This window comes from Burkholderia ubonensis (genome assembly GCF_902833085.1).
Taxonomy (GTDB): domain Bacteria; phylum Pseudomonadota; class Gammaproteobacteria; order Burkholderiales; family Burkholderiaceae; genus Burkholderia; species Burkholderia ubonensis.
In genome coordinates this window covers 28461-53681 of the sequence record NZ_CADFEB010000005.1, presented here as the reverse complement: position 1 = coordinate 53681, position 25221 = coordinate 28461, and the positions used below count along the sequence as shown (strand labels likewise).

The 25221-nt window shown below is 67.6% G+C and carries 17 protein-coding genes; 2 read left to right on the top strand and 15 right to left on the bottom strand.

The window, feature by feature from the left end; all coding sequences use genetic code 11:
- Nucleotides 1-3: 3 nt before the first annotated feature.
- Both HWX31_RS14710 and HWX31_RS14705 read right to left on the bottom strand, forming a co-directional pair.
- On the bottom strand, nt 4-3141 hold the full coding sequence (locus HWX31_RS14710; RefSeq protein ID WP_174965534.1) for a multidrug efflux RND transporter permease subunit: 3138 nt from the start codon (nt 3139-3141) through the stop codon (nt 4-6).
- Between the two features lie 15 nt (nt 3142-3156).
- A complete protein-coding gene (locus HWX31_RS14705) occupies nt 3157-4371 on the bottom strand; it encodes a MexX/AxyX family multidrug efflux RND transporter periplasmic adaptor subunit (protein ID WP_174965535.1) in 1215 nt (404 codons plus the stop codon).
- Nucleotides 4372-4520: 149 nt separating this feature from the next.
- On the opposite strand from HWX31_RS14705, the gene HWX31_RS14700 reads away from it, so the two are divergent.
- Both HWX31_RS14700 and HWX31_RS14695 read left to right on the top strand, forming a co-directional pair.
- Entirely contained in the window at nt 4521-5168 is a 648-nt protein-coding gene (locus HWX31_RS14700) for a TetR family transcriptional regulator (RefSeq protein ID WP_174965536.1), read from the top strand.
- A gap of 324 nt (nt 5169-5492) precedes the next feature.
- Entirely contained in the window at nt 5493-6737 is a 1245-nt protein-coding gene (locus HWX31_RS14695) for a M23 family metallopeptidase (RefSeq protein ID WP_174965537.1), read from the top strand.
- A 21-nt stretch (nt 6738-6758) separates the two neighbouring features.
- On the opposite strand, the gene HWX31_RS14690 is transcribed toward HWX31_RS14695, so the two are convergent.
- The 13 genes from HWX31_RS14690 to HWX31_RS14630 form a co-directional block, all read right to left on the bottom strand.
- On the bottom strand, nt 6759-7484 hold the full coding sequence (locus tag HWX31_RS14690; RefSeq protein ID WP_174965545.1) for an amino acid ABC transporter permease: 726 nt from the start codon (nt 7482-7484) through the stop codon (nt 6759-6761).
- A 2-nt stretch (nt 7485-7486) separates the two neighbouring features.
- Nucleotides 7487-8209 carry an amino acid ABC transporter permease gene (locus HWX31_RS14685; RefSeq protein ID WP_174965538.1) on the bottom strand — a complete coding sequence of 241 codons (723 nt, stop codon included), beginning with the start codon at nt 8207-8209 and terminating at the stop codon, nt 7487-7489.
- A gap of 119 nt (nt 8210-8328) precedes the next feature.
- The gene (locus tag HWX31_RS14680; protein WP_174965539.1) at nt 8329-9144 is read right to left on the bottom strand and encodes an ABC transporter substrate-binding protein; all 816 of its coding nucleotides are present in this window, start codon (nt 9142-9144) and stop codon (nt 8329-8331) included.
- A gap of 162 nt (nt 9145-9306) precedes the next feature.
- Nucleotides 9307-11253 (bottom strand): rhomboid family intramembrane serine protease, encoded by a 1947-nt coding sequence (locus HWX31_RS14675; protein WP_174965540.1) that lies wholly within the window; start codon nt 11251-11253, stop codon nt 9307-9309.
- 249 nt (nt 11254-11502) lie between these two features.
- Nucleotides 11503-12807, bottom strand: a complete 1305-nt coding sequence (locus HWX31_RS14670; protein ID WP_174965541.1) for an MFS family transporter — start codon at nt 12805-12807, stop codon at nt 11503-11505.
- 239 nt (nt 12808-13046) lie between these two features.
- The gene (locus tag HWX31_RS14665) at nt 13047-14726 is read right to left on the bottom strand and encodes a SpoVR family protein (protein ID WP_174965542.1); all 1680 of its coding nucleotides are present in this window, start codon (nt 14724-14726) and stop codon (nt 13047-13049) included.
- Nucleotides 14723-15991 carry a YeaH/YhbH family protein gene (locus HWX31_RS14660; RefSeq protein ID WP_042583978.1) on the bottom strand — a complete coding sequence of 423 codons (1269 nt, stop codon included), beginning with the start codon at nt 15989-15991 and terminating at the stop codon, nt 14723-14725. Before HWX31_RS14660 ends, HWX31_RS14665 begins: the two co-directional genes overlap by 4 nt.
- Nucleotides 15992-16114: 123 nt before the next feature.
- A complete protein-coding gene (locus HWX31_RS14655; protein WP_010092452.1) occupies nt 16115-18037 on the bottom strand; it encodes a PrkA family serine protein kinase in 1923 nt (640 codons plus the stop codon).
- Between the two features lie 492 nt (nt 18038-18529).
- Nucleotides 18530-20278, bottom strand: a complete 1749-nt coding sequence (locus HWX31_RS14650; RefSeq protein WP_175933934.1) for a methyl-accepting chemotaxis protein — start codon at nt 20276-20278, stop codon at nt 18530-18532.
- A gap of 194 nt (nt 20279-20472) precedes the next feature.
- Nucleotides 20473-21414 carry a ribokinase gene (gene rbsK / locus HWX31_RS14645; protein ID WP_174965680.1) on the bottom strand — a complete coding sequence of 314 codons (942 nt, stop codon included), beginning with the start codon at nt 21412-21414 and terminating at the stop codon, nt 20473-20475.
- Nucleotides 21411-22442: a LacI family DNA-binding transcriptional regulator gene (locus HWX31_RS14640; RefSeq protein ID WP_174965679.1), complete on the bottom strand. Its 1032-nt coding sequence runs from the start codon at nt 22440-22442 to the stop codon at nt 21411-21413. The genes rbsK and HWX31_RS14640 overlap by 4 nt, the downstream gene beginning before the upstream one ends.
- A 50-nt stretch (nt 22443-22492) precedes the next feature.
- Nucleotides 22493-23512, bottom strand: a complete 1020-nt coding sequence (locus HWX31_RS14635; RefSeq protein WP_059635505.1) for an ABC transporter permease — start codon at nt 23510-23512, stop codon at nt 22493-22495.
- Complete coding sequence (locus HWX31_RS14630) at nt 23509-25113, bottom strand: sugar ABC transporter ATP-binding protein (protein WP_174965678.1); 1605 nt, start codon at nt 25111-25113, stop codon at nt 23509-23511. Before HWX31_RS14630 ends, HWX31_RS14635 begins: the two co-directional genes overlap by 4 nt.
- Nucleotides 25114-25221: the final 108 nt, after the last annotated feature.

Sequence of the window (25221 nt, the reverse complement as noted above, 5' to 3'; positions counted from 1 at the left end):
ACATCAGGACGTACCCTCCATCGTCACCGGTTGCGAACCGCCGCGGCGGCGCGCGCCGACGTTGAACAGCCGGCCGACGATCACGAAAAACAGCGGGACGAGGAACACCGCGAGCACGGTCGCCGAGATCACGCCGCCGAGCACGCCGGTGCCGATCGCCATCTGCGCGCCGGACGCCGCGCCCGACGCGAACGCGAGCGGCAGCACGCCGACGCCGAACGCGAGCGACGTCATCACGATCGGCCGCAGCCGCAGCCGTGCGGCCTCGAGCGCCGCGTCGACGAGCGACATTCCCTGCGCGACGAGATCCTTCGCGACCTCGACGATCAGGATCGCGTTCTTCGCGGACAGCCCGATCGTCGCGATCAGCCCCACCTTGAAATAGATGTCGTTCGGCATCATCCGCAGCGTCACGCCGAGCACCGCGCCGATCACGCCGAGCGGCACGACCAGCATCACCGCGAACGGAATCGACCAGCTCTCGTACAGCGCCGCGAGCGCGAGGAACACGACGAGCACCGACAGCGCGAACAGCATCGGCGCCTGCGCGCCCGACAGCCGCTCCTCGAACGACTGCCCCGACCACGCGTAGCCGATGCCGGCCGGCAGCTCGCCCGCGATCCGCTCGATCGCCGCCATCGCCTCGCCGCTGCTGTGGCCGTGCGCGGCCGAGCCGTTGATCGTGAACGACGGGAAGCCGTTGTAGCGCGTGAGCTGCGGCGGGCCGAGCGTCCAGTGCAGCGTCGCGAACGCGGCGAGCGGCACCATCTCGCCGCGCGCATTGCGCACGCGCAGCTTCTTCACGTCGTCCGGATCGAGCCGGTGCCGGCCGTCCGCCTGCACGATCACGCGCCGCACCTGCGTGCCGTGCATGAAGTCGCCGACGTAGTCGGAGCCGAACATCACCGCGAGCGTCGTGTTGATCTCTTCCATCGACACGCCGAGCGCGGACGCCTTCGCGCGATCGATGTCGAGCTTCAGTTGCGGCGCGTCCTGCGTGCCCGCGAACATCAGGTCGGTGAGCGCCGGCTGCTTGCCGCCTTCGGCGAGCAGCCGCGCGCGCGCGGCGGAGAACCCCGCGTAGTCGAGCCCGCCGCGGTTCTGCAGCCGGAAGTCGAAGCCGCTCGACGAGCCGAGATCCGGCAGCGCCGGCGCGTTCATCGCGAACACCGTCGTGTTCGGCGTCGCCGCGAAGCGCTCGTTGATGCGCGCGACGATCGCCTGCACCTGGTCGTGCGCGCGCTTGCGGTCCTTCCAGTTCTTCAGCGTCACGAAGATCATCCCGCCGTTCGGCCCTTCGCCGTACAGGTTGAAGCCGCCGAGCGCGAACGTGTACGCGGCCGGCTCCTGCGTGCGCACGTAGGTCTCGACCTCGCGCACGCTCTGCATCGTTTCCGCGAGCGGCGTGCCCTGCGGCCGGATCACCATCACCATGAAGTTGCCCTGGTCCTCGTCCGGCAGGAACGCGGTCGGCAGGCGCGTCAGCATCAGCGCGGCGACCGCGGTCAGCGCGCCGTACACGACGAGCCAGCGCACCGGCTTCTTCAGCATGCCGCCGACGCGCAGCGCATAGCGCTGCGTCGCCCGCGCGACGAAGCGGTTGAACCAGCCGAAGAAGCCGCCCTTCTCGTGATGGCCGTCGGCGACCGGCTTGAGCAGCGTCGCGCACAGCGCGGGCGTCAGCGACAGCGCGAGGAACGCCGAGAAGCCGATCGACACCGCGAGCGACAGCGCGAACTGCCGGTAGATGTTGCCGACCGCGCCGCCGAAGAACGCCATCGGCACGAACACCGACGTCAGCACCACGGTGATGCCGATGATCGCGCCGCTGATCTGCGTCATCGCCTTGACGGTCGCCTCGTACGGCGCGAGCCCTTCCTCGACCATCAGCCGCTCGACGTTCTCGACGACGACGATCGCGTCGTCGACGAGGATGCCGATCGCGAGCACCATCCCGAACATCGTCAGCACGTTGATCGAGAAGCCCGCCGCGAACATCACGCCGAACGTGCCCGCGAGCGCGACCGGCACGACGAGCGTCGGGATCAGCGTCGCGCGCAGGTTCTGCATGAACAGGAACATCACGAGGAACACCAGCACGCCCGCCTCGATCAGCGTCGTGACGACCTTGTTCATCGACACGCGCACGAACGACGACGTCTCGTACGGAATCTGGTACTTGACGCCCGGCGGGAAGAACTTCGACAGCTCGTTCATCGTCGCGCGCACGCGCTGCTCGGTGGCAACCGCGTTCGAGCCCGGCGCGAGCTTGATGCCCATGCCGGTCGCGACCTTGCCGTTCACGTAGGACGGGTAGTTGTAGTCGTTGCCGCCGAACTCGATGCGCGCGACGTCGCGCAGGAACAGCGCCGAGCCGTCCGGCCGCGCGCGCAGCGCGATCGCGCCGAAATCCGCGGGCGTCTTCAGCGGCGCGTCGGCGAACACGGTCGCCGCAATCGGCGCGCTGTCCGGCACCGCGCCGCGGCCGATGTCGCCCACCGTCACGCGCGCGTTGTGCGCGCGCACGGCCGCCGCGATGTCCGACGCGGTGAGCCCGTCGCCGGCCATCTTGACCGGGTCCGGCCAGATCCGCATCGCGTATTCCGAGCCCCAGAACTGCACCCTGCCGACGCCCTCGACGCGCCGCAGCGCCTGCACGACGTTCGCCGACGCGTATTCGCCGAGCTGCACCGCGTTCATCCGGCCGTCCTCGGACGTCAGCGACACGACGAGCTGGATGTTGTCGGCAGCCTTCTCGACCTGGATGCCGTCGCGCCGCACGGGCTCGGGCAGCCGCGCCTCGACCGTCTTCAGGCGGTTCTGCACCTCGACCGCGGCGAGATCGGCATTCACGCCCTGCTTGAACGTCAGGTACAGCGACGCCATGCCGACGCTGCTCGTCGCGGACGTATACAACAGCCCGGGCGCGCCGTTCATCTCGCGCTCGATCAGCGCGGTGACGGATTCCTCGACGACCTGCGCGGACGCGCCCGGATAGGTCGCGTAGATGCTGACGACGGGCGGCGCGATGTCCGGATACTGCGCGACGGGCAGCGCGCGGATCGCGAACACGCCGCCCAGCATGATGAAGATTGCGATCACCCACGCGAACACGGGGCGATCGATGAAGAAACGTGCCATGTTGATTCGAACCGGTCAGGTTTGGCGGGCGGTGGCGCCGGGAGCGGAGGCGGCCGCGGGTTGCCCCGCCTTGGCCGGCCCTGCCCGCTCGACGGGCTGCACCGCGGTATCGGGCGAGAATTGCGCGGCGTTGTCGACGATCACGCGCTCGCCGCCCTTCAGGCCGCGCGTGATGCGCCAGTCGCGGCCGCTCATCTGGTCGGCCGCGACCTCGACGTCCTTGACCTTGCCGTCGGCGCCGACCACCCGCACCGATGCGCGGTCGGCCGTGCGCAGCAGCGCGTCGCGCGGCACGAGGATCGCCTGGCGGTCGACCGCGTTGTCGAGCGCGATCTTCACGTAGGCGCCGGGCAGCAGCTCGCGGTCCGGATTCGGGAACAGCGCGCGCATCGCGACGGTGTCGGTGGTCGGATCGACCGCGAGATCGCGGAACAGCAGCTTGCCCTTCAGCGGATACGCGGTGCCGTCCGGGCGCAGCAGCGTCACGGCGATGTCCTGCTGCGCGATCCCGGTCGCGCGGCCGCTCGTCACCGCGCGGCGCAGCGCGTCGACGTCCGCGGCCGGCTGCGAGAAGTTCACGTAGATCGGATCGAGCTGCTCGACGGTCGTGAGCGGCGTCGCCTCGTTCTGGCCGACCAGCGCGCCCTCGGTGACGAGCGCACGCCGCGCGCGGCCCGCGATCGGCGCGGTGACGGTCGCATAGTCGAGCTGGAGCTGCGCGCGCGCGAGCTCGGCCTTCGCCGACGCGACCTCGGCCTTCGCCTGCGCGTCGGCGGCAACCGCCTCGGTGTGGTCGCGCTCGCTGACCGCGCGGTCGCGCACCAGATCGTCGTAGCGGCGGCGCTTGTCGGTCGCCGCGAGCGACGCGGCCTGCGCCTTCGCCAGCGTGCCCTGCGCCGCGTCGCGCGCGGCCTTCAGCGGCGCGGGATCGATGCGGAACAGCACCGCGCCCTGCTTCACCTCCTGCCCTTCCTCGTAGGTGCGCGCGGTGACGATGCCCGCGACCCGCGCGCGCACTTCCGCCTGCCGGTAGGCTTCGAGCCGGCCCGGCAGCTCGACGGAGAGCGGCACCGCGGTCGGCCGCACGGTCACCACCGTCGCGCGCTGCGCGGTCTCCGGCGCGGCGTCGCGCTCGCCCTTTCCGCATCCGGCGACGGCCAGCGCGGCCGCCAGCGCGAACGGCGCCAGCCGCCGGCGGCGCGTCAGGGAGCGATTGTTGTTCTTCTTCATATGGACCTCGGATCGTGCGCCGCCAGTAAAATGCGGCGGCTCAGGGTGACCGATTATAATCAGTCATGTCTGATTAAATACACACGGATTTAAATTTACCGCCACATTGTCTCAATAAAGCGACAGCAAAACGTAAGGAATCTCGCAACATGGCCCGCAAGACCCGGGAAGAATCTCTTGCCATCAAGCACCGGATCCTCGATGCCGCCGAGCTCGTGCTGCTCGAGAAAGGCGTTGCCCAAACCGCGATGGCGGACCTCGCGGAGGCCGCCGGCATGTCCCGGGGCGCCGTCTACGGGCACTACAAGAACAAGATGGAGGTATGCCTGGCGATGTGCGACCGCGCGTTCGCGCGCACGTCCGAGGGCTTCGAGGCCGGCGACGGGCAACCCGCGCTCGACACGCTGCGGCGCGCCGCGTCGCACTATCTGGCGCAATGCGGCGAGCCTGGCTCGATGCAGCGCGTGCTCGTGATCCTGTATACGAAGTGCGAACAGTGCGACGAGAACGGCGCGCTGCTGCGCCGCCGCCTGCTGCTCGAGCTGCAGATGCTGCGGATCACGAAGGCGCTGCTGCGACGCGCGGCCGCGGGCGGCGAAGTCGCGGCCGAGCTCGACGTGCATCTCGCGGCCGTCTATCTCGTGTCGCTGCTCGAAGGCGTGTTCGCGTCGATGATCTGGACCAACCGCCTGCGCGGCAATCTGTGGAACGACGCCGAGGCGATCCTCGATGCCGGCTTCGACGCGGTGCGCACGTCCGCCGCGCTCCGGCGCTGCGCGCAAAAATTGCCGGAATGAGGTCCGGATACGCAAAAAACACCGGATTCATCGCGATTTTCCGCTCTGCGAAACAAGATTTCCGACCCTGTTTAAAATTTTCTGCATTTTGCGGAACATCGGTAGACTGACGCTGTCATCTTTATTTAGCGTCTTCGTGATAACCGGGTCCTGACCCGGCAATCACGCCGCCGTTCGAAGCGGGTTGCCTCCCGCGCTGTTGGGTCGGACGGAAACGACACGGGCCCCTGACGGGGCCTGTTTTGTTGCACGCCCGCCACCCCTCCTTTCGGCGGCCCCAGCCCACACCCTTTCCTCGAACCGTTTTCCTGGATGTGGACACCCTTGGTCAAATCTGCCGCAATTCCTGATTCTTCCGCGCCGCGTCCCGCGCGCGCGTGGCAGCTCGTGCGCGCGATGCTGCCGGCCGCCGTGCTCGGCGCCCTCGCCACGCTCGGCCTCGCCGTCACGCTGCCGGCCGTCTCGCAACTGCCCGGCGCCGTCGACACCGACGCGGCCGCGATGCCGCAGCGCGTGCTGTCGGACACCCCGTTCCCCACCGCGCAGCGTTTCATTACGAACGAGCTCGTCCAGACGATCGGCGAGCGCAATGCGCAGCCGGGCCTGTTCGCGCCGCTCAGCGCGCACCGCAACGACATGCTCGGCTATGCGAACCTGTTCACGCTCGCGCCGCCCGAGCCCGAGCACGGGCTGCGTGCCGGCGACATCGAGCTGACGCTGTCCGATACGCTGAACCGTCTCGACCTGCCGCCGGAAGTGCGGATCCAGCTCGGCGACATCGTCAGCGGCAAGGTGCCGATGCGTGAAAGCGCGCATCGCGGCGACTACTACCGCCTCGCGTTCGACGCGACCCAGGGCGCGCCCCGCCTCACCGCGCTCGAGCTGCGCGTCGCGGGCCGCACGTTCGGCGCGCTCTGGTTCAAGCCGCCGGGCGCCGACAAGGGTGCGTACTACACGCTCGACGGCACGCCGCTCGAAGCCGCCGCGTTCACGATGCCCGTCAAGTGGACCCGCATCAGCTCGTTCTTCGGCGAGCGCGTCCATCCGCTGTCGCAGGCGATGGCGTTCCACACCGGCGTCGATCTCGCCGCGCCGTCCGGCACGCGCGTCGACGCGGCGGCCGACGGCACCGTGTCGTTCGTCGGCACCGATCCGGGCGGCTACGGCCGCTATGTGATCGTCGATCACGCCGACGGTTATTCGACCTACTACGCGCACCTGTCCGCGTTCGCGCACGGGCTGAAGGTCGGCGAACATGTCAGGCAGGGCGAGCGCATCGGGTCGGTCGGCATGACCGGCGCGGCAACGGGCCCGCACCTGCACTTCGAGGTGCGGGTCGCCGACCAGCCGGTCGATCCGCTCGTCACGCTTGCGCAAGCGCAAACGGGCCTGTCCGACATGCAGCGCACCGCGTTCCGCCAGGAAGCCGCGGAATGGCGCTTCCGCCTCGCGTCGATCAACACCGCGCCGTTCGCGTTCGCGCAGACCGACGGCCCGCTGTGGGCCGACTTCGCCAGCGACAAATCGACGCTGCGCGCGGTCTTCAACACGCACTACACCGCATCCTGACGCGCACGGCGCCCGCCGGCGTCAACGCGCCGGCCGCGCACGCCCGGCCGTCGTGCGCGCGTTGCGTTCCGCACGCGGACGACGCGACAGCAGCCAGCGCGCCGCGCCATCGAGCGACGTGCACAGCACGAGGTAGATCGCCGCGACGAACAGGAAGATCGGCGCCGGATACACCATCAGCCGGTTGTTCACCTGCGTCGCGACGAACGACAGCTCAGGCACGCCGACGATGTACGCGAGCGACGTGTCCTTCACCAGCGACACCCACTGGTTCACGAACGACGGCGTCATGATCCGGATCGCCTGCGGCAGCAGCACGTAGCGCACCGTCTGCCAGCGCGTGAGGCCGAGCGACAGCCCTGCCTGCCACTGCCCCGCGCCGGCCGCGACGATCCCCGCATGCACCGCGTGCGCGAGATACGCGCCGCCGATCAGCGCGAGCGCGCACACGACCGTCGCGAGCCCCGGCACGTCGGTGTGCAGCAGCATCGGCATCAGGAAATACGTCCAGAAGATCAGCATCAGCACCGGAATCGCGCGGAAAAAGCCGATGAACGTGAGCAGCAGCACGCGCGCCCAGCCGCGCGCGAGCGCCATCGCGACGCCGAGCGCGATGCCCAGCACCGCCGACGCGCACGCGGCCGCGATCGCTAGCACCAGCGACAGCGCGGCGCCGCCGAGCGGCCCGTCCGGGAACGCGCCGACGAGCAGGTACGGAAGATTGTCGGCGAACAGCGAGAATTCCATCGTCAATGCCCCGCGCCTAGCCGGTCGCGCCATTGCGCAGACGCGTACGCGACCGCTTCGATCGCGGCCGCCGCGGCCACGTACAGCACGGTCGCGACGCCGAACGCGGCGAAGGTCTTGAAGGTCTCGGTCTCGACCTGCCGCGACGCATACGACAGCTCGGCGACGCCGATCGCCATCGCCAGCGACGAGTTCTTCACGAGATTCATGGCCTGCCCGAACAGCGGCGGCAACGCGATGCGCACCGCCTGCGGCAGGATCACATAGCGCAGCGCCTGCAACGGTGTGAGGCCGAGCGCCGCGGCCGCGTCGCGCTGCGCGAGCGGCACGCCGCGCAGGCCTGCTTCGCATTCCTCTGCGACGAACGCGGCCGTATACGCGCTCAGCCCGACCCAGCCGGCGACGAACTCGAACGACGGCCACGCGAGCGTGAACGGGCCCGCATGCCATGCATGGCCCGCGTTCAGCCACGCGACCCAGGTGTCGGGCAGCAGCGACGCGACGCCGAAGTACCAGAACAGCAATTGCACGAGCAGCGGCGTGTTGCGGAACGTGACGACATAGGCCGCCACCGCGGCGCGCAGCACCCGATGGCGCGTATGGCGCAGGATCGACAGCGCAAGACCGCCGACGACCGCGGCAACGGCCGACGCGGCCGACAGGCCGAGCGTCAGCAGGAAGCCCTGGCAGAGCCAGGACAGGTATTTGGGAGCCAACCCGAGCATGCGTGTGGCGCGAACGCGTAGCGCCCGCGATCGGAAGTCGATGAAATGCGCCGCGATGCACTCGCCGGTTGGCCCAGCGAGTGCATCGCGGCGCGCGTGTCACGTGTCGTATCGCGTGCTCAGGTCTTGTCGCCGATGCGGAAGATGCGCGTGAGCGGCGTCTTCGTCGCCGGCCCGAACCACGCGTCGTAGATCTGCGGCGCGCGGCCGCTCGTCTCGAGCCCCTTCAGCGTGTCGTTGACGAAGCCGAGCAGGCGCGTCTCGCCCTTCGGCACGCCGACGCCCATGTAGTCGTTCGAGATCGCGAACGCCGGGATCTCGTAGTTCTGCTTGTCCGGCACGTTCGCGAGCAGGCCGATCAGCTTCGGCCCGTCCTGCGTGATCGCCTGCACGTTGCCGGCGCGCAGCGCGGCGAACGCGAACGGCGTGTCGTCGTACGCGACGATCGTCGCCTTCGGATATTTCTCGCGCAGCGTGATCTCGTTGGTCGTGCCCTTGTCCGCGCCGACCCGCAGCCCGTTCAGTTGCTCGGCCGACTTCAGCACGCCCTTCTTCGCGAGGAACTGCTGGCCCGACGAGAAATACGGAATGCTGAAATCGACCTGCTTCGCGCGCTCGTCGGTGATCGTGAAGTTCGCGAGCACGAGGTCGACCTTGCCGGACGTCAGGAACGGAATGCGGTTCGCCGGGTTCGTCGGCTGCAGTTGCAGCTTCACGCCGAGCTTGTCGGCGAGCGCTTTCGCGTAGTCGACGTCGAGGCCGACGATGTGGTTGGTCTTCCCGTCGACGAAGCCGAACGGCGGGTTGCTGTCGAACGTCGCGACGCGCAGCACGCCGGCCTTCTTGATGTCGTCGAGGCGGTCCGCGTGCGCGGCGCTGCCCGCCGTCACGAGCGCAACCCCGACGAGCCACGTAGCGAGTGTGTGGATTTTCATGAGCACGACCCAATTTGTTATGAAGGCCGCCGCGGATCGCGCGACGGCCCGGTTCGAGGAAATCCACGGCGGGTGGTGCCGTGAAGCCGCTAACGTATCAGCGGGCCGTGCGGATCCGAACCAAGAAATGCTGCTTTGCTCTGCGGGTTTCGTGATGAGCGATTACGTGCCGTCGCCGCCCGCTTCGCCGTCGGCGCTCGCCGCGCACAGGAACTCGCCGTCGCCCGTGCCCTGCAGATAGTCGAGCGACCGGTCCATGCTCAGGAACGACAGCGTGCCCGCGGCGCCCAGCGCGAACAGGGTCCGGTTGTCGTGCGAGAAGATCACCTGCGACGCCCCGCCCGCGACCGGGAATTCGCCGACCGTCCGGCGGGTTGCCATCTTGATCACCCGCAGCGACGTGTCGCCGTACGCATTGACGGCAATCAGCCTGCCGTCGCCGCTGCCATCGAATCTGTACGCGGAAGTCCGGCAGACCGGATAGGTCTTCAGCGTCGTCAGGTTCGCGGCGTCCACCCATTTGACCGACGACGTGTCGTAGAACCACGTTCCGTCACCCGACGCGGCCGGTACGGCCTGCACGAAATCCTGATCGACGGGATGCGAGCCGACCGGCTGGTTCGTCGACGCATCGAATGCGACGATCGTGCCGCGCTGCGTCGCGTTGGCGAACAGCCGCCGCCCGTCGGGCGACAGCCACATCGACAGTTGCCGGCCGAAACCGACGCCCGACGTGTCGCCGTCGCCCAGTTTCAGCGTCGCGAGGACCTGCGGCCATTGCGTGAGGCTGACGACCGAGATCGTGTCGTCGACGCTGTTCAGCACGAACAGCCGGTCGTGCGACGCAGACGCGACCATTGCCCGCGGAAACCGGCCGAGCGTCACGCCGTCGACGATGGCGCCGCTCGTCAGGTCGATGCGCACGAGACCGTCCTCGCGCATCGACGCGACGTACGCATAGCGTTCGTCCGGGCTGATGACGACGCCGCTTGCGCCACGCCCACGGCACATGTTGTCCTGACAACCGCCCAGCCCCGTCTTGAACGGCTCACCGGCAATCGTGCGGACGACCTTGCGCGTATCGACATCGACGACGACGAGCGTGTTCGCGTCGTTGTCGGTCACATACAGGCGCTTGCCGGACGGCCCCATCACCATCGCGTACGGCGCCTTGCCCACCGGGATGACGGTGCCCGCGGCCTGCTCCGGCGACACGGGCGCGGGCCGATGCTGCTCGTCGTCGCGAATCTGCGCGGCGAGCGACTCGGCCTCCAGCTTCGCATCCTGCTGCGCGCGGTCCCGCAAGCGCTCGCGGTCGACGTCGACACGCATTTCCCGCAGTTCGGCGCTGGACGCGTGATGCGCCGCGACCAGCATCCCGGCACTGCCGAACACCGCGAGCGCGAGCGGCAGGACGACGCCGGCAGGCGCGCGGCCGCTCGCGTGCGATCGGTACAGCACCCAGCCGACGACGAAGCCCGTCACCACGCCGCCGACATGCGCGGCCTGGTCGATGCCGGAAATGAAGAAGCCCGACGCAAGGTTGATCACGATCACCTGGGCCACCGCCTTCAGGTTGATGATCGTCGGCGCGGCGCGGCCACGATCCAGGTCCATGCGCAGCGCGAACGCACCCGCCGCGCCCGCGAGCCCCATCAGCGCACCCGACGCGCCAACGCTGACGACCGGCTGTATCGCGCTCGTCGGCAGCGCGACGCCGAACGCGACATGCATGCCGCCGACTTCGTGATACCCGTACCACAGCGCACTCGCCAGCGAGCCGCCGAGCGCGGACAGCAGATACGTGACGCCGAACCGCGTCGATCCGCCCACGCGCTCCAGCACGGTGCCGAGCACCACCAGCATGTAGAGGTTCAGCAGCAGATGCAGCCAGCCGCCGTGCAGGAACGCACTGGTCAGCAGCCGCCACGGCTGGCCCGTCAGTGTGTATGGCGCGAAATTGGCGCCCCAGTCGAGCAGCAGGCTGTTCGACAGGCTGTCGAACGATGCCTGCCGCCACATCAGCAGGAATATGACGGCGTTGACGACGGCGAGCAGGATCGTCAGCCGCGGCAAGGTACTCGGAATGGACGGATGTTGTTCTTTCATGGGATCTCAGGAATCGGCTATCGCGCCTCGGACAGGCGGTGCCGATTGTATCTTCCGAGCCCATGGACGCGCATCTGTTCAAGCTCGCGCCGTTGCCGGTGCCTCGCGGCACGCAAAAAAACGCCCGCTGCAAGCAGCGGGCGTGAATCCCAGTCAAGGAGGTGTCACACGAACTACGGGTTCAGATTAAGCGGATCGCCCGTCGTCGGCAACGAAGCGATTCCGATATCCTTATCGCGCGCCGCGCGATCACGGCTCGTGACGCAGGTACCCTTCCTTGCTCGGATCGCGCATCCGGTACGACACGATCAGCGAGACCGCGCACAGCACGGTCACGTACCAGTAGAACGTCTCCTCGCTGCCGATCGACTTGAACCACAGCGCGACGTACTCGGCCGTGCCGCCGAACAGCGCGTTCGCGACCGCGTACGACAGGCCGACGCCCATCGCGCGCACTTCCGGCGGGAACATCTCGGCCTTGATGAGGCCGCTGATCGACGTGTAGAAGCTGACGATCGCGAGCGCGACCGTAATCAGCACGAACGCCGCGACGGGGCTCTGCACGTCCTTCAGCGCGTGCATCAGCGGCACCGTGCCGATCACCGAGCACGCGCCGAACAGGATCATCGACATGCGGCGGCCGATCCGGTCGGACAGCGCGCCGAACACCGGCTGCAGCAGCATGTAGACGAGCAGCGCGACCGTCATCACGTTGCTGGCGGTCTTCGCGTGCATGCCGGCGGTGTTCACGAGGTACTTCTGCATGTACGTCGTGAACGTATAGAAGATCAGCGAGCCGCCCGCGGTGAAGCCGACCACCGTCAGGAACGCGCCCTTGTGCTGCCACACGCCGCGGATCGTGCCGGCGTCCTTCTTGTCGCGCGACTCGCTCGTCGACGTCTCGTCGAGCGACTTGCGCAGGTACAGCGAGATCAGCGCGGCGGCCGCGCCGACCACGAACGGGATGCGCCAGCCCCACGCCTTCAGCTCGCCGGCCGACAGCGTCTGCTGCAGGATCACGAGCACGAGCAGCGCGCACAGCTGGCCGCCGATCAGCGTCACGTACTGGAACGACGCGAAGAAGCCGCGCCGGCCCTTCAGCGCGACTTCGCTCATGTAGGTCGCGCTCGTGCCGTACTCGCCGCCCACCGACAGCCCCTGGAACAGCCGCGCGACCAGCAGCAGCAGCGGCGCGAATGCGCCGATCTGCGCATAGGTCGGCAGCACCGCGATCACGAGGGAGCCGCCGCACATCATCAGCACCGAGATCATCATCGCGGCACGGCGGCCGTGACGGTCGGCGATGCGGCCGAACAGCCAGCCGCCGATCGGGCGCATCAGGAAGCCGGCCGCGAACACGCCCGCGGTGTTCAGCAGCTGCGTCGTCGTGTTGCCGCTCGGGAAGAACGCCGGCGCGAAGTACAGCGCGCAGAACGAGTAGATGTAGAAGTCGAACCACTCGACGAGGTTGCCCGACGAGGCGCCGACGATGGCGAACACGCGCCGCCGGGTATCGTGCGCGGACGGCACGGCTTGGTCGGTCTGGACGTCCATGGGTTGGTCTGTTCCTTTTTAGTGCTTTTGGGCGTGGCGGCCGCAGGACCGCCGCGAGCGGACACGCATGGCACCGGTTCCGGCGCAATGCGCAACCGAATTTTAGCGAATTGTAAAGATAGGGACTGTCCGGGTTCGTCCGGATGTAGAAAATTTTTCTCCCGTTTTCCGGTCATCCAATGAAAACGCCAGCCCGCAGGCTGGCGTCGGATGCAAGGAAACGGATTGCGCGTACGGGCTCAGAGGCGCACTTCGGGCGGCGTGTAGCGGCACTCGTAGCGCTTGCGCACGGTGCCCGCTTCGTCGACGCTTTCCAGGTACACGTCGAACTGCCACAGCCGCGCCATGTGCTTGAGCACCTCGTCGCTGTCGTTCGACAGGTGCCGGTTGTCGGTCATGAAGTGGCGCAGCGTGAGGCTGCGGTCGCCGCGCGTGTTGACCGACCACACCTGGATGTTCGGCTCGCGATGGTGGATGTCATATTGCCGCGACAGCGACTGCCGCACGTACTGGTAGCCGGAGTCGTCATGGATCGCCGACACCTCGAGCGCGTCGCGCATGTCGTCGTCGAGCACCGAGAACAGGCGCATCTCGCGGATCAGGTGCGGCGACAGGTACTGCGCGATGAAGCTCTCGTCCTTGAAGTTGCGCATCGCGTAGTGCATGGCCGGCAGCCACGGACTGCCCGCGAGCTCGGGGAACCACTTGTAGTCCTCGTCCGTCGGCGCTTCGCAGATCCGCCGGATGTCGCTCATCATCGAGAAGCCGAGCGCATACGGGTTGATCCCGCTGTAGTACGGCTTCGTGACGGGCGGCTGGTAGATCACGTTGCTGTGCGAATGCAGGAACTCCATCATGAAGCCGTCGGCGAGCTTGCCCTGGTTGTACAGCGTGTTGAGCAGCGTGTAATGCCAGAAGCACGCCCAGCCTTCGTTCATCACCTGCGTCTGCCGCTGCGGATAGAAGTACTGGCCGATCTTGCGCACGATGCGGATCACTTCCCGCTCCCACGGCTCGAGCAGCGGCGCGTTCTTCTCCGCGAAATACAGCAGGTTCTCCTGCGGCTCCGGCGGATAGCGCTCTTCCTGCTCCTCGGCCAGCTCGGGCTTCTTGTGCGGCAGCGTGCGCCACAGTTCGTTGATCTGCGACTGCAGGTACGCCTCGCGCTCGCGGCGCAGCGCGGCCTCTTTCGACAGCGACGGCTTCTGCGGCCGCTTGTAGCGGTCGACGCCGTAGTTCATCAGCGCGTGGCACGAGTCGAGCAGCTCCTCGACGCGGTCGAGGCCGTAGCGCTCCTCGCATTCCGCGACGTAGTTCTTCGCGTAGACGAGGTAGTCGATGATCGCGTGCGCATCGGTCCACAACCGGAACAGGTAGTTGCCCTTGAAGAACGAGTTGTGACCGTACGCCGCGTGCGCGATGACGAGCGCCTGCATCGTCATCGTGTTCTCTTCCATCAGGTACGCGATGCACGGATTCGAGTTGATGACGATCTCGTACGCGAGGCCCATCTGGCCGCGGCGATAGCTCTTTTCGGTCGACAGGAAGTGCTTGCCGAACGACCAGTGCCGGTAGTTGACCGGCATCCCGACCGACGCGTACGCGTCCATCATCTGCTCGGCGCTGATCAGCTCGAGCTGGATCGGGTAGATGTCGAGCTCATACTGCTCGGCAACCTGCGCGATGTGCGTGTCGTATTCCTCGAGCAGTTCGAAGGTCCAGTCGGACGGGCACGGCAGCGGCTTGCGTTCGGCAACGTTCATACGCGCTTCCTTCTGCCCGGCACCGGGCATGTCGGCGGGCGGCGTCGACGGTTCGGCGCGGCCGCGTTGCTGCGTTGCGGCATGGCCTGCGGTGTCGTCGCCGGATCGGCGCGGCTGGTAGCCGCGCGATTCGCTGTGCAGGTGGCGGCTCGTCATGACATTTCCACCTGCTTTTCGAACAATTCGCGAAACACCGGGTAGATATCGGCAGCCGATTCCACTTTTTTCATCGCGAGATGCGGTTGCGACTGCATCAGCTGCGCATACTCCAGCCACAGATTCTGCTCTTCGGGCGCGACCTGGATGTACGCGAAGTAACGCGTCTTCGTGAGGATATCCTCTTCCAGGATTTTGCGACACTTCGGCGAATCGTCGGTCCAGTTGTCGCCGTCGGACGCCTGCGCGCCGTAGATGTTCCATTCGGTCGGCGAGTAGCGTTCGTTCATCACCTTGCGCATCAGCTCGAGCGCGCTCGACACGACCGTGCCGCCGCTTTCGGTCGAATGGAAGAACGTATCCTCGTCGACTTCCTCCGCGCGCGTGTGGTGGCGGATGAACACCACCTCGATGCGCTCGTAGTTGCGCTTGAGGAACAGGTACAGCAGGATGAAGAAACGCTTCGCGAGATCCTTGCGCTGCTCGTCCATCGAGCCCGACACGTCCATCAGGCAGAACATCACGGCCTGGCTCGACGGCTGCGGCTGCTTCACGCGATTGATGTAGCGCAGGTCGAACGGATCGATGAACGGGATGCGCCAGATGCGGCCCTTCAGATGGTGGATCTGGTCCTCCAGCGTCGCGATCTCCGCGCGGCGATCCTCGGAATCGCTCTTCAGCGCTTCGAGCTGCGCCTCGAGCTCGTGCAGCTCGTTGACGAGCGGCGAGCCGAGCGCGATGCGGCGGCCGAGCGCGCTTCTGAGCGAACGCACGATGTCGATGTTGTTCGGCGTGCCTTCCGCCGCCCAGCCCGCGCGCACGTTCTTCCAGCTCGGCACCGTCAGCAGGTGCGTCTTCACGAGGCGCGGCAGTTCGAGATCGTCGAAGAAGTACTGCATGAACTCGTCGCGCGACAGCTCGAACACGAAGTCGTCCTGCCCCTCGCCCTCGTTGCTGGCCTGGCTGCCGCCGCCGCCCGCGCCGCCTTGCGGACGCGGAATCTTGTCGCCGCGCACGTAGTCCTCGTTGCCCGGATGCACGTACTCGCGGCGCCCGCCCGGACCGTGGCGGAACGTCGGTTCCGCGATGTCCTTGCGCGGAATCGTGATGCTCTGCGTGCTCTGGATGTCCTTGATGCTACGATCGCGCACCGCGTCCGACACGGCACGACGAATGTAGTTCTTGACGCGACGCAGAAAGCGTTCGCGGTTGGCAATGCTCTTGTTCTTGCCGGCTAGCCTGCGGTCGATGATTTGATGAAGCACGCCCGGTCTCCCGCTCGAATATCGATATGCCGGGACGCTCGCCGCATGCCGTGTCCCGTCATGCGGGCGGCGTCTCTGAAGTTGCCCGTGCGGCCAGGCCGCACGGGCGCTGCGCGATGCAGGTCATGACGACTTGCGCACCCGCAGGTACCAGTCGCAAAGCAGCCGCACCTGCTTCGGCGTATAGCCCTTCGCGACCATCCGGTTCACAAAGTCCTCGTGCTTGCGCTGTTCTTCCGCCGACCCCTTCGCGTTGAACGAAATGACCGGCAGCAGCTCTTCCGTGTTCGAGAACATCTTCTTCTCGATCACGACGCGCAACTTCTCGTAGCTCGTCCACACCGGGTTCTTGCCGGCGTTCGCGGCCCGCGCGCGCAACACGAAGTTCACGATCTCGTTGCGGAAATCCTTCGGATTGCTGATGCCCGCCGGCTTCTCGATCTTCTCCAGCTCCGCGTTCAGCGCGGCGCGGTCGAAGCTCTCGCCGGTGTCGTGATCGCGGAATTCCTGATCCTGGATCCAGAAGTCCGCATACGTGACGTAGCGATCGAAGATGTTCTGCCCATACTCCGAATACGATTCGAGGTAGGCCGTCTGGATCTCCTTGCCGATGAATTCCGCGTAGCGCGACGCGAGCACGTCCTTCACGAACGACAGGTACTTCTGCTCGGTTTCCGGCGGGAATTGCTCGCGCTCGATCTGCTGCTCGAGCACGTACATCAGGTGCACCGGGTTCGCCGCCACTTCGCTCGAATCGAAGTTGAACACGCGCGACAGGATCTTGAACGCGAAGCGCGTCGACACGCCGGTCATGCCTTCGTCGACGCCCGCGTAGTCGCGATACTCCTGGTACGACTTCGCCTTCGGGTCGGTGTCCTTCAGGTTCTCGCCGTCATACACCTGCATCTTCGAGAACAAGCTTGAGTTTTCCGGCTCGTGCAGGCGCGACAGCACCGAGAACTGCGACATCATCTTCAGCGTGCCGGGCGCGCATACGGCCTCGGCGAGCGACGAGTTGCGGATCAGCTTCTCGTAGATCTTGATCTCTTCCGACACGCGCAGGCAGTACGGCACCTTCACGACGAAGATCCGGTCGAGCAGCGCCTCGTTGTTGCGGTTGTTCTTGAACGCCTTCCACTCCGACTCGTTCGAGTGCGCGAGGATGATCCCGTCGAACGGGATCGCGCCGAAGCCCTCGGTGCCCTTGAAGTTGCCTTCCTGCGTCGCGGTCAGCAGCGGGTGCAGCACCTTGATCGGCGCCTTGAACATTTCGACGAATTCGAGCAGGCCCTGGTTCGCGAGGCACAGGCCGCCGGAGTAGCTGTACGCATCGGCGTCGTCCTGCGCGTACTGCTCGAGCTTGCGGATGTCGACCTTGCCGACGAGCGACGAGATGTCCTGATTGTTCTCGTCGCCCGGCTCGGTCTTCGAGATCGCGATCTGCCGCAGGATCGACGGATAGCGGCGCACGACGCGGAACTGGCGAATGTCGCCGTTGTATTCGTGCAGGCGCTTGACTGCCCACGGGCTCAGGATGCTCTTCAGATAGCGCCGTGGAATGCCGTACTGTTCCTCGAGAATCGGCCCGTCCTCGTCGTAGTCGAACAGCCCGAGCGGCGATTCGTTGACGGGCGAGCCCTTCAGCGAATAGAACGGCACGCGCTCCATCAGCTGCTTGAGACGCTCGGCGATCGACGACTTGCCGCCGCCCACCGGACCGAGCAGATAGAGGATCTGCTTCTTCTCTTCGAGCCCTTGCGCAGCGTGGCGGAAATACGCGACCACCTGCTCGATCACTTCCTCCATTCCGTAGAACTCGCGGAACGCGGGATAGACCTTGATGACCTTGTTCGCAAAGATCCGCGACAGGCGCGGTTCGTTGCGGGTATCGATGTGTTCTGGTTCCCCGATCGCAGCCAGCATGCGTTCGCCGGCCGTGGCATACGCGGATGGATCGTTTTTGCAGAGCGCGAGATACTCCTCCAGCGAGAACTCTTCCTCTCGCGTTTTTTCGAAGCGGTTCGCGAAGCTGCTGTAAATATCCATGCTACCTCCCTCGCCTATGTCTGAAGACGTGCCTGCCTTCTTCATGTGACTGCGCAGAAGCAAGCGCGTTCGAATTCATCCTAAACCCTTTCTTATTTTTTTTCACGAACTCGTTGTGTGAACTTTCGTCATCGACGACACATGACTTGGACAACGCATTTCGTCGCTCTACAATCGATCTCCCGAGCTGCCGAAACAGCATCCGCCGCGTCTCGTCGAGCACCGGAACGTCTTGTGCGTTGGACGTGCCGGGCGTCGCGAAGTCCACACCGCCTCCTCTTCATCCCTATACGTTCGAGCACGCGTTCCGGACGACACGCTCAACGCGCGGTTACAAATTATTTTTTCGCACGACCCTTACGGAGATACCCGTATGACGGTTGCGCACGAGCAAGCCGCGCCGGCCGCGGATGCAAAAACGCCCGCGCGAGGCGGGCGTTCGGAATCACGCAAATGGGGATAGATGCGCGACGCATGCAGCATTCCCTGGAATCAGAAGGTCTCCCAGTCGTCGTTGCCGGCAGCGACCGGCGCAGGCGCCGGTGCGGCAGGCGACGGCGCGGGAGCCGCACGGCGAGCCGGCGGCGCGACGGTCGCGCGCGGCGCGGGTGCGTCGTGGCTGTCGCGCACTGCCGGCGCAGGCGCCGGCGTCACGCGACGCGCGGCGGCCGGCTCGGCTGCGCGCCGCTGTGCGGCGCCGTCGTTGAGCTGGAACACCGCGACCGTCTCGCGCAGCCGCGCGGCCTGCTCGTCGAGCGATTGCGCGGCGGCGGCCGCTTCCTCAACGAGCGCCGCGTTCTGCTGCGTCACCTCGTCCATCTGCGTGACCGCGCGCGCGACCTGGTCGATGCCGCCGCTCTGCTCCTCCGACGCGGCTGCGATCTCGCCCATGATGTCGGTCACGCGCTGCACCGCGCCGATCACTTCCGTCATCGTGCGCCCGGCTTCGTCGACGAGCGCCGAGCCGGAACGGATGCGCTCGACCGACGCGTCGATCAGCGTCTTGATCTCCTTGGCGGCCCCCGACGAGCGCTGCGCGAGGCTGCGCACCTCGCCCGCGACCACTGCGAAGCCGCGGCCTTCCTCGCCGGCCCGCGCGGCCTCGACGGCGGCATTCAGCGCAAGAATGTTGGTCTGGAACGCGATCCCTTCGATGATCGCGATGATGTCCGCGATCTTTGCAGAACTCTGGTTGATCTCGCCCATCGTGCCGACCACCTGCCCGACGACGACGTTGCCCTTGTTCGCGATTTCCGACGCATTCGCGGCCAGTGCGCTCGCCTGGCGCGCATTGTCCGCGTTCTGTTTCACGGTGCCGGTCAGCTGCTCCATGCTCGACGCGGTTTCCTGCAGCGCCGACGCCTGTTCCTCGGTGCGCGACGACAGGTCGATGTTGCCGGCCGCGATCTGCTTGGCCGCCGTCGCGATCGATTCGCTGCCGCCCCGCACCGTGCTGACGGTTTCGACGAGCCCCACCTGCATCTTGCCGAGGCCCTCCAGCAACTGGCCCATTTCATCGCGGCGCGTCACGACGACGCGGCGCCGCAGATCGCCCGCGGCGATCGCGTCGAAGTGCGCGAGCGCGTCGGCGAGCGGGCGGCCGATCGCGCGGCTCAGCGTCAGGTACGACACCAGCGCGGCGACGAGCCCGGCCACGAGCGCGACGATCGACACGATCCGCAGCGTCGTGTAGGTCGACTCGGCCCGCTCGAACGCGGCCTGCCCGGCAGTGAACTGGAAATTGCGCAGCGCCTCGCCCGATACCGTGAGATCGTTGTAGCGCACCTGAAGCTGCTTCGCGCCGTCGGCGATCCGGTCATGCTCGTTCGCCGCCACGACGCCCGCGAAGCCGTCGCACTCGCGCTGCAATGCCTGGCGCTTCGCGGCGACGTCCTGCGCGAGCTTGTCCTCTTCGCTGTCGCGCGGCAGCGCGAGGTATTTCTGCCACCACGCATCGGACTGCGCGCGCATCGCGCGGCTGCGTTCGACCGCCGCCGCCGCTTCCGGCGTACCGGCCAGCAGCGCGGCGCGATCGAGCGCAAGGCGTTCGCGCGCGGCGTACATCTCGGCGAGCCCCAAGTTGACCGCGCTCGGCATCTGGTTCGTGAAGATCTCGTGGTTCGAGTCGTTCGCGCGCGCCATGCCGAACAACCCCAGCACACCGATCAGGCACAGCAGCCCGGCCAGAAACGCGATCGTGAAGCCGATGCGCGCGCGGATCGTCAGGTCTTTGAACACCATCATTTTTCCTGTCTTGCGTCGTCGTTGACGGGTCACGCCCATCGCCCGGAAGCATGGACTTCCCTCGATGCAATTACGACAACAATTCGCACGACTTGATGGTATTTACTGAAATTTTCCCAACAATTCGTCAGTCAATTTCGAATCAGGCAACAATTACACGAAAACGGCCCGAAATCATCGGGGCCGAGCGGTCAATCGGTAAGTTCGGCCAGCGTCGGGATCGACGGCTGCGCGCCTGCGCGCGTCACGGAGATTGCCGCCGCGCGTTGCGCGAAGCGGATCGCGGCGTCGACGTCCGCGCCGGCCGCGAGCCGCGCGGCGAAGCCGCCGATGAAGGTGTCGCCGGCGGCGGTCGTGTCGACCGCCTGCACCGCGGATGCCGGGTAGTGGCGCGCCACGCCGTCGGCCGTCAGCGCCAGCACGCCGCGCGCGCCGAGCGTGACCAGCACGTTGCGCGCGCCGCCCGCCTGCAGCACGCGCGCGGCGGCTTCGGCGTCGGCCGGGTCGCGGATCGGCAGGCCCGTCAGCGCGGCCGCCTCGACCTCGTTCGGAATCAGGTAATCGACGAGCGGCAGCCAGCCGGCCGGCAGCGGCGCGATCGCGGGCGCCGGGTTGAGCACGACCGTCCGGCCGAGCCTGCGCCCGGCGGACAGCGCCGCGAAGACCGCGTCCACCGGCGTCTCGAGCTGGCAGATCAGCACGTCGGCCGCGGCGATTGCTGCGCTATGGTGTGCAATCGTGTCCGGCGTCACCTCGCCGTTGCCGCCGGCGACGATCACGATCGCGTTCTGGCTCGCGTCGTCGACGACGATCAGCGCGACCCCGGTCGACGCCGTCGTGCTCGTCGCGAGCCCCGTGCAGTCGATCCCCTCGGCTTCGAGACCGGCGCGCAGCGCTGCGCCGTGCGCATCCGCGCCCACGCAGCCGATCATCGCGACCTGCGCGCCGAGCCGCGCTGCAGCGACCGCCTGGTTGCCGCCCTTGCCGCCCGCGGCCTGCGCGAACGCGTGGCCGGCGAGCGTTTCGCCGGGCAGCGGCAGCCGCGGCGCGCGCACGACGAGGTCCATGTTGAGGCTGCCGATGACCGTCACGCGCCCTGCTTGCGGCGCGCCGGATGTGACGCGCGCCGTCATGCGCGGTTGCCGGCCTGCGCCGGTTCGCGGTAGATGGCGGTCGATTCGCGCAGCACGAGGCGCGGCGACACGACGCGCCGCCGGCTCGGCGCGGCGCTCGCCCCGCCGCCGATCCGCTCGATCAGCGTTTGCGCGGCCATTTCGCCGAGCGCGCGCACCGACTGGCCGACCGTCGACAAGGCCGGATACGTGTAGCGGGAGAATTCGATGTCGTCGAAGCCGATGATCGAGCAGTCGGCCGGCACGCGCAGCCCGCGCTCGGCCGCCGCGCGCAGCGCGCCGACGCCCATCAGGTCGTTGCCCGCGAAGATCGCGCTCGGCCGCACCGATTCGAACAGCCGCGACGCCGCGTGGTAGCCGCCGAGGCACGAGAAGTCGCTTTCCGCGATCGCGCCCGGCACGATGTCGATGCTGCGCTCGGCCATCGCGCGGATGAAGCCGTGCACGCGCATCGCGCTGACGGCCGTGTCCGTCGGACCGGTGATGCAGCCGATCTTCGCGTGCCCCAGCTCCAGCAGGTGGCGGGTCGCCAGATACGCGCCGCGTTCGTGGTCGATCTGCACGAGATCGGCGGCAAGCCCCTCGATGTTGCGGTCGACGACCACGAGCGGCGCATGCGCGTCGGCGAGCGTCTGCGCGAGCACCGTGTCCTCGCCGGCCGATGCGACGATCAGCCCGTCGATGCGCTTTTCCTGCAGCACGCGCAGGTAGTTGCGCTGCTTGACCGGATCGTCGTCCGAGTTGCAGAAGAACACGCAGTAGCCATTGGCGGCGCACTGGTCCTCGATGCCGCGCGCGAGCTCGGCAAAATACGGATTCGTGCTGTTCGGCACGACGAGCCCGATGGTCGCCGTCGCGCGCGCCTTCAGCGAGCGCGCGACCGCCGACGGCACGTAATTCAGCTCGCGGATCGCCCCTTCGACTTTCGCGCGCACGTCCGCGGACACCGGCCGCGAATTGTTCACCACGTGCGACACGGTCGTAAACGATACGCCCGCCATGGCCGCTACATCCTTGATCGTCGCCATTTCCCGTTTCTCTCTGGTCCGTTCTCTGTTGTTCTTGCCGTGCGCGGTTCCTACCGGGCGCGCGCGCGCCGGCTGCGGTAAGTGTCGAGCACGACAGCCACCACGATCACCGCCCCGGTGATGATCCGCTTCGTCGGCTCGTTCGCGCCGATCTGCGCGAGCCCGGCGGCCAGCACGGAGATGATCAATACGCCGAAGAACGTGCTGATCACCGAGCCGCGCCCGCCCATCAGGCTCGTGCCGCCGATCACGACGGCCGCGATCACCTGCAGCTCGAGCCCGCTGCCCGCGTTCGGATCCGCCGCTTCGAGCCGCGAGATCTGGAACAGCGACGCGAGCCCGGCAAGCGCGCCCATCAGCGCGAATACGAGGATTTTATACGGCCGAGGGTTTACCCCGGCAAGCCGGACCGCCTCCTCGTTCGTGCCGATGCCGACGAGATAGCGGCCGAACACGGTGCGCGTCAGCACGAACTGCGCGACGATCATCACCGCGACCGCAATCAGGAACGCCGGCGAAATGCCGAGCGCGAGCGGGTTCGACAGGAAGTCGAACGCGTCGCCGATGTAGGCGGTGCGCGAATTCGTCAGCTGGTACGCGAGCCCGCGCGCGGCCTCGAGCACGCCGAGCGACACGATGAACGACGGAATCCGCCAGCCGACCGTGACCGCGCCCGTCAGCGCGCCCGTCGCGGTCGCGGCCGCGATGCCGATCAGCGCGGCGGGCAGCGGCCCCCACTGCCACTTGAGCGCGGCGACGCTGACCACCGACGCGGCGAGCGCGAGCACCGAGCCGACCGACAGGTCGATCCCGGCAATGATCAGCACGAAGGTCATGCCGACCGACATCACGACGAGATCGGGTATCTGGTTCGCGATCGTGCTGAACGTGTCGTAGGTCAGGAAATGCGAGCTCAGCGCCGAGAACAACGCGATCATCGCGGCGAGCGCGCCGGCGAGCCCGAGGTAGTTCGAGATGCCGAGCCGCGTGCCGGACAGCGTGCGCGCGCGGCGCTCCGTGACGGGCTGCGGCGGGTTGGCGTCGGTCGGGGTAACGGGGGGCTGGGTCATTGCGAAGGTCCTGTCGTCGAAGCGCCGGACGCGGCGTCCTGCGCCGCTCCGGCTGCCGGATGGCGCGCGGCCTCGTCGCGGCCGAAGCCGGCGAACGCCGCGGCCAGCAGCGCATCCTGGGTCCAGTTGCCGCGCTCGAACACGGCGGTCATGCGGCCGGCCGACATCACGCCGATCCGGTCGCAGATGAGCATCAGCTCGCGCAGGTCGCTCGACACGACGACGAGCGCGCGCCCTTCCCGCGCGAGCGCGCCCATCAGCGTGTAGATCTCGAATTTGGCGCCGACGTCGATGCCGCGCGTCGGCTCGTCGAACAGCAGCACGCCCATGTCGCGCGCGAGCCAGCGGCCGATCACGACCTTCTGCTGGTTGCCGCCCGACAGTTCGCCGACCGGCTGCGACGCGCCGTGCGTGCGGATGCGCAGCGCGTCGATCTGGCGCTCGGCGAGCGCCGTCTCGCGCGTCGCGTCGACGACGCCCGCGCGCGCGAGCCGGTCGAGCTGGCCGAGCGACACGTTCGCCGTGACCGATTGCGACAGCAGCAGGCCCTCGCCCTTGCGGTCCTCGGTGATCAGCGCGATGCCGTGCCGCACCGCGTCGACCGGCGAACGGATTTCGGCCGGCTTGGGCGGCTGGCCGACAGCGATCATGCCCGAGTCCGGCGTGTCGGCGCCGTAGATCAGCCGCAGCAGCTCCGTGCGCCCCGCGCCGATCAGCCCCGAGATGCCGAAGATCTCGCCCGCGCGCACTTCGAGCGACACGTCCTGCACGGCCGGCATGCGCGTCATGCCCGACACGACGAGCCGCGGCGCGCCGAAGCTGCGTGCGCCGAAATCGATGTGCTCGCCGACCTCGCGCCCGACCATCAGCGTGACGAGGCGCTCGGTCGTCGTCGCGGCCATGTCGCCGTGATGCACGAGCCGTCCGTCGCGCAGCACCGCGACCCGCTCGGCAACCCGTGCGAGCTCCTCGAGCCTGTGCGAGATGTAGACGATCGCGACGCCGCGCGCCTTGAGCCGGTCGATCTGCTCGAACAGCAGCTCGACCTCGCGCGCGGTCAGCATCGCGGTCGGCTCGTCGAGGATCAGCACGCGGCAGTCGCCGATCAGGTTGCGCGCGATCTCGACCATCTGCTGGTGGCCGATGCCGAGCGCACCGACGGGCGTGTCCGGATCGACGTCGTCGAGCCCGACCTGCGCCATCGCGGCGCGCGCGTCGTCGCGCAGGCGCCGGCGGTCGATGATGCCGAAGCGGCGCGGCAGCCGGTTCAGGAACAGGTTTTCGGCGACCGACAGCGTCGGCAGCAGGTTCAGCTCCTGCATCACCATCCGCACGCCGAGTGCTTCGGCGTCCTTGCGACTCGCGGGCGCATACGCGCGAGCGTCGAGCTGCAGCGTGCCGGCCGTCGGCGCGACGAGCCCGCCGATGATCTTCGACAGCGTGCTCTTGCCGGCGCCGTTCTCGCCCGTGAGCGCCAGCGCCTCGCCGGACGCGAGCGTCAGCGAGACGTCCGCGAGCACCGGCTCGGCATAGGTCTTGCCGATGCCGGAGACGGCCAGCACGGGGATGGCAGAACGGGAGGGTTGGAAGGTCGATTCCATCGCGATCCTGGTTGCGGCCGCGCGCAGCGGACGGCGCGCGGGATTGACGCTCACAAGTGGCACGCAGTGGCCGTGATCGCGCTCACACCGGATAACGGCCGTCGCCCC

Coding starts and splice junctions, on each gene's coding strand:
- HWX31_RS14710 (WP_174965534.1), bottom strand. CDS start 3,141: ATGGCACGTTTCTTCATCGATCGCCCCGTGTTCGCGTGGGTGATCGCA.
- HWX31_RS14705 (WP_174965535.1), bottom strand. CDS start 4,371: ATGAAGAAGAACAACAATCGCTCCCTGACGCGCCGCCGGCGGCTGGCG.
- HWX31_RS14700 (WP_174965536.1), top strand. CDS start 4,521: ATGGCCCGCAAGACCCGGGAAGAATCTCTTGCCATCAAGCACCGGATC.
- HWX31_RS14690 (WP_174965545.1), bottom strand. CDS start 7,484: ATGGAATTCTCGCTGTTCGCCGACAATCTTCCGTACCTGCTCGTCGGC.
- HWX31_RS14685 (WP_174965538.1), bottom strand. CDS start 8,209: ATGCTCGGGTTGGCTCCCAAATACCTGTCCTGGCTCTGCCAGGGCTTC.
- HWX31_RS14680 (WP_174965539.1), bottom strand. CDS start 9,144: ATGAAAATCCACACACTCGCTACGTGGCTCGTCGGGGTTGCGCTCGTG.
- HWX31_RS14675 (WP_174965540.1), bottom strand. CDS start 11,253: ATGAAAGAACAACATCCGTCCATTCCGAGTACCTTGCCGCGGCTGACG.
- HWX31_RS14670 (WP_174965541.1), bottom strand. CDS start 12,807: ATGGACGTCCAGACCGACCAAGCCGTGCCGTCCGCGCACGATACCCGG.
- HWX31_RS14665 (WP_174965542.1), bottom strand. CDS start 14,726: ATGACGAGCCGCCACCTGCACAGCGAATCGCGCGGCTACCAGCCGCGC.
- HWX31_RS14655 (WP_010092452.1), bottom strand. CDS start 18,037: ATGGATATTTACAGCAGCTTCGCGAACCGCTTCGAAAAAACGCGAGAG.
- HWX31_RS14650 (WP_175933934.1), bottom strand. CDS start 20,278: ATGGTGTTCAAAGACCTGACGATCCGCGCGCGCATCGGCTTCACGATC.
- rbsK (WP_174965680.1), bottom strand. CDS start 21,414: ATGACGGCGCGCGTCACATCCGGCGCGCCGCAAGCAGGGCGCGTGACG.
- HWX31_RS14640 (WP_174965679.1), bottom strand. CDS start 22,442: ATGGCGACGATCAAGGATGTAGCGGCCATGGCGGGCGTATCGTTTACG.
- HWX31_RS14635 (WP_059635505.1), bottom strand. CDS start 23,512: ATGACCCAGCCCCCCGTTACCCCGACCGACGCCAACCCGCCGCAGCCC.
- HWX31_RS14630 (WP_174965678.1), bottom strand. CDS start 25,113: ATGGAATCGACCTTCCAACCCTCCCGTTCTGCCATCCCCGTGCTGGCC.